General features: G+C 40.4%; 4 protein-coding genes. 3 read left to right on the top strand and 1 reads right to left on the bottom strand.

What is annotated here, in order from left to right; translation table 11 throughout:
• The first annotated feature begins 1,131 nt into the window (after nt 1-1,131).
• Nucleotides 1,132-2,748, top strand: coding sequence for a hypothetical protein (locus ALKIM_RS0105000; RefSeq protein WP_026473677.1), 1,617 nt, complete (start codon nt 1,132-1,134; stop codon nt 2,746-2,748).
• Nucleotides 2,729-3,217 (top strand): hypothetical protein, encoded by a 489-nt coding sequence (locus tag ALKIM_RS0104995; RefSeq protein WP_026473676.1) that lies wholly within the window; start codon nt 2,729-2,731, stop codon nt 3,215-3,217. The genes ALKIM_RS0105000 and ALKIM_RS0104995 overlap by 20 nt, the downstream gene beginning before the upstream one ends.
• A 4-nt stretch (nt 3,218-3,221) precedes the next feature.
• Here ALKIM_RS0104995 and ALKIM_RS0104990 read toward each other — a convergent pair whose 3' ends face one another.
• Nucleotides 3,222-3,554: a helix-turn-helix domain-containing protein gene (locus ALKIM_RS0104990; protein WP_026473675.1), complete on the bottom strand. Its 333-nt coding sequence runs from the start codon at nt 3,552-3,554 to the stop codon at nt 3,222-3,224.
• A 131-nt stretch (nt 3,555-3,685) separates the two neighbouring features.
• Here ALKIM_RS0104990 and ALKIM_RS19150 point away from each other — a divergent pair.
• Nucleotides 3,686-4,626, top strand: a 941-nt coding sequence (locus ALKIM_RS19150; RefSeq protein WP_052345413.1) for a CHC2 zinc finger domain-containing protein, incomplete at its 3' end; no start/stop codon positions are given.

Genomic DNA, 4,626 nt, shown 5'->3' with positions numbered 1-4,626 from the left:
TAGTAAAAGAAGGCCTGATATTAAAAACCGGGGAACGAAAAGGAACTTATTATCACTTGAAGGTATAAATCCCCACGCACAGACCCGGTAAAGCGGTGTTCCTCCTCGTCAGTCAGCAAAAAAGCACGCCAAACCGTCCGGCACTTGTTTTTAAAAAGCAAGCTCTATAAGGTAAAAACAAGCGCCGTCCGCCCTTCAGTTCCCTCCGGGTTACGCTACGCTCCAGTTTGTCATGTTTTTGCCTTCCTTCCTCTTCCTCACTGCAGCTCCTTTGTCTGCTTAGGCCACTTGTTCCACAGCTCCGTTCGTGCCTCTCTACGCTATGGCCCAAGCCGCCACGCATCCAACCACTGCTGCGAAAAGGCTCGCCTGCTAACTCCCTCGGTTCGCCTTTGTCATGGTTATTGCCCGCCCCACAAAAGCCAACCCAAAAATCAATAACCACGCCAAAGCCTCAGCGTAAACGCCACTGCCGGCTTCGCTTCCTCATTCTTCGTCAGCTCTCACCGTCAGGCCTCGGTCGTACTCGCAGTCGGCTCGCGCGCACAGCGTCTGCAAACCGCTTCGTTCGTGCCTCACTCCACTATTTGCAGCCACTAACCCAACGCTGGCTCAAGGCTGTTTTACTTCGCACAGTTCCATATTATCAGCAGGTTGTAACCAGAGAAGGGAAGAAAAAAGGAAAAGAAAAAAAGAGAAAATCCATATTTACAATAACACTCCACTCAATAAAAAACCGCCATTTAAACCACTTCGGCCAAGTTAAAGCCCCCCGGCCATACCCACGCAAGGCCAAGCCCTTCGGGTTTTGAAAAAAATCTCCACCCGTCGTTCCTCAGGGTAGTATTTTTTCCAAAAGCCTTGACCTGCCACCGCCAGGCTTAAGAAGTTGCCTACGGGTTGTAAATGCCTGGTTCCGCTCAAATCTGGACATCACTGCATGCTTGAACTTTTTTTTCAATTGAAAAACCCTTCAAATGAAAAACTTCAATTGAAGAAAAAGTAAGTACCGGAAATTTTCTATCTTGCAGAAAATAAGATGTAATGTTCTTTGAAATAGGGGTGAAAAGGCCATGTAGTGGAGTTAAATGCAGCCAGTTTTTACCGAGCTGATGATAACCTCAATGGGACTTGATTCATAACCCGGAAAGGATTTTGTTTTCGTGGGCGCAGGATGAAGAGGAGGGGGAGTTTAAAGGAAACACACCGATAGAAAAAGTTGTTAATGCCATAGAAATGTTAAGGTGTGGTTTTGTTTCAAACAGAAAAGTGAAATTTGAAAAAAACGTTTCCTTTTCGTGGGCAAAAGAATCTGTTACTGTTAGGAATTTCGATGGTTTATATGATGGCAATACATACAAGTATATTCATATTCAACTATTAGATGACAGTAACCTTATTGGGTATCCTGACGATTTGAAACTGAAAGAGCCTGATAAACTGTTTGGTTTTTTGTTAGATTTTTTACGGGGCGAGGCATTGCAATTAGATTTTGGCGGATTAGTAATTTTAGTAGATAAAGATAACGCACAGAATTTATTAGAATATTTAACACCTACTGAACATCAATATAGATTGCAGCAGCGGCAATTTGTACAATCAATTGCTGATTTGTTTGATAAACAGTTTTATACAAGAGAAAAAGTTATAAATATTTTAAAAGTATCTCCACAATGCCTGTATGAATCATTAACACAAGACCAACGATTAAGTTTATTATCATTGATCAATAACAACAGCAATATTCCTGAAACCGTTGAGAATATTGTTATTGATATAATCCGGACAACCCCAGATGAACAAATTGAGTATCTTTTCGATAATTTACATACAACCGGATTATTAGCTTATTTTGATAGAGTAATGAATAACGTTGGGAGTAGTAATGATAATTACACAAGGTTTATCTATGAACTATTAAAGCTATATTTAAAACAGTTTTCTGATAATTTGAATTGTTTTGAAGCTACGCCATGGGGTCAGTTATATGTTGATAATCAGGTTAGAAGTATTGGAAATTTTAATTATATATACGAAACGCCCTATTACTGGTGGCGAAAAGGGTGCAAAGTTCCAACATGGCGATATGGAAACAGGGGAGTATTTATTTCAGACCACAACACTTGTGGATATTTTAATAAAGTAAATGTTGAGATAAATCCATTTGAACCTGTTGTTATTTATTTTGAGGAGCATTTATCTTTTTATGAATTGCCATCTGAACAGGAAAGCCGAATCGTGTCAATGCCTGCATTTGTTTTGCCCTGGTTACGTAATGAGGCTTCTAATGAAGAAGGAATGCGATTAGCAGGGAATGCTGTTACAATTGTTGAGTCATTTCCACCTTTGGGAGCAACGGGTAAAGTCGCTTCCGGATTACGCGGAATTTTGATAAAAGCATTTGTATATATCAACAAAGTTGATGCAACAGTAAAAATATTGCTAACCAATGAGGCCGTAAAGGAAAGTATTAGTAGGATTGGAGATGGGAAAGGGAAAGAATTTATTGATAAGTATGAAATTGTTAGTCGCTATTTATCACTGAGCACTCCTACCGTACAAGGGTTATTAAACAAGCAGAGTATAGGAGATATCGCATTCGATTATATCTCTTTGGGTAATGCATGGGAGTTAATAAAAACTTCCCATGAAGTAAAGTCTCATTTGTCACATAATGAGATTGATAGCATTTCTCAGGACATTAAGTCAATAATAGAAATTTTAGAGCATGAAGACATTGTTGAATAAAATTGATGTTAAAAGTACCTTTTGGGATAATACTTTTTTATTGGGAAAGATAATCCTGATTTTAACTATTAACGCTAATGTTTTACTTGGTGTAAGAATCTTGCCACTGTATAAGAAGGCCAATGGTAAAGTTGTCAGGATAAGCGATTCCGGCCAGCGTAGAGGAGGGTTTCATGGGGGAGCTACAACTTATTCGAGGTGTATGGAGTTAGAAGTTAATACACTTAGAAAAAGACTTATACATACAAAATATCAAAATGCTTATAGCTTCGAAATTAACGATATGGTAAGTGTTTGGTATTATAAGTCGAGGTCAGATAATCATATTGCCCTGGCAAAAAGAGGAGACGAAATATTAATAAAACATAATAGCATTTTGGCCAATATTATTTTTGTTTTAATGGTGGGTAGCTTTATTGTTGTTTTGTTGGAGTTAATAGTGAAAAAGATTTTACCAAAACGAGACTGATTATTTACTTTCCAAAAGCCAATTTAGTTCTTACGTTTTGCAATAATCCGTCAAGAGCGTATAATATGTGCTTCTTATCTTCATCCGGAAGGCTCTGAATCTCCACTACTCGTTTAATAATGGAATTATCTAGTTCGACGTTTGTTTTCCCGGTAAGATAGTCAAGAGAAACGCCCAAAGCATCCGCAATTTTGGTTGCAATGTCGATTGAAGGCTTTATCTCATCACGTTCATACCTACCGATGGTAACACTAATTGTACCTACCATTTTGGCAAGTTCCTCTTGGGAGAAACCTTTTTTCTTTCTTTCTGCAGATATTGTTTTCCCGAATGACATATCGTATAAGCTATATAAAAAGCGTGTTTTACAGTGTTTGTGTAAAATTACAATACTTTTCTGCTGCATCAAAATCGAATAAGGTTTGCGTTTTAAAATCGGATATGCTATTTTTGAAGCGTAAATGATACATGAAGAATTTTCAAACTTTTTTCACCATGCAAATCCCCGACATCAAAAAACACCTACCCATAACCAAGGTTTTGTCCCATTACGGCATCACACCCGACAAAAACAACCACATCAAATGCCCCTTCCACCAAGACGACAAACCCAGCTGCAAAATATACTCTGATACCGGCACCTTTCATTGCTTTGGATGTGGAGCCACCGGTGACCAGATAGAATTTATTGAGAAATACGAAAAGTGCTGTAAGCACGAAGCCTTAAAAAAAGCAGCAGAACTATCCGGAGAGGAAACCAACGCTAAAGATGTAATGGGGATTGCATCCAAAGGAGCTGCCATGGGGAAGGCCGAAGATTTTGCAGGGCTTTTTGTCCGGCAAATAGCAAGCCTTCCCCGCAGCCCCAAAGCGTTGGACTACCTTAAAGGCCGCGGCCTAAGCCCCGAAATGGAAATCGGCTATAACAGCGGCCAGTACTGGAACAAACTCAAGCAGTGCATCACCTTCCCGTTGAAAGAACAAACGGGCAACATCACAAGCCTCTACGGCCGCAGAATAACAGAAAGCAGCGGCCATAACATAGAGTACGGTCGGCACTACTACAGCGAAAATCGCAAAGGCCTTTACCCGGGCTATCCGCCACAAGACACCCAAACATTAATCATCACCGAAGCCATCATCGATGCTGCCACCCTTTTGCAAATTCAGCGTACAGACAAGGCGTGCCTTGTCTCGATAACAATACTTTCCGCCTACGGCACCAACGGTCTAACCACCGAACATAAAGCCGCCATAAAAGCACTAAAGAACCTAAGCGAAATCATCTTCTTTTTCGATGGCGACCAACCCGGACAAGAAGGCGCAGCCCGCTACGCCCATGAGCTTTACGAAAGTACAGACAACGCATGCGTTGTCTCAATAGTACCCACACCCCAAGACGAAGACAT

Origin of the sequence: Alkaliflexus imshenetskii DSM 15055 (assembly GCF_000517065.1) — a bacterium.
Taxonomy (GTDB): domain Bacteria; phylum Bacteroidota; class Bacteroidia; order Bacteroidales; family Marinilabiliaceae; genus Alkaliflexus; species Alkaliflexus imshenetskii.
Note: the sequence above shows the minus strand (reverse complement) of the source record. Positions and strands in the feature narration are given on the sequence as shown.

What these genes read in the sequence shown, in the direction of transcription:
- ALKIM_RS0104995 (WP_026473676.1), top strand. Translation starts at nt 2,729, where the DNA reads ATGAAGACATTGTTGAATAAAATTGATGTTAAAAGTACCTTTTGGGAT.
- ALKIM_RS0104990 (WP_026473675.1), bottom strand. Translation starts at nt 3,554, where the DNA reads ATGTCATTCGGGAAAACAATATCTGCAGAAAGAAAGAAAAAAGGTTTC.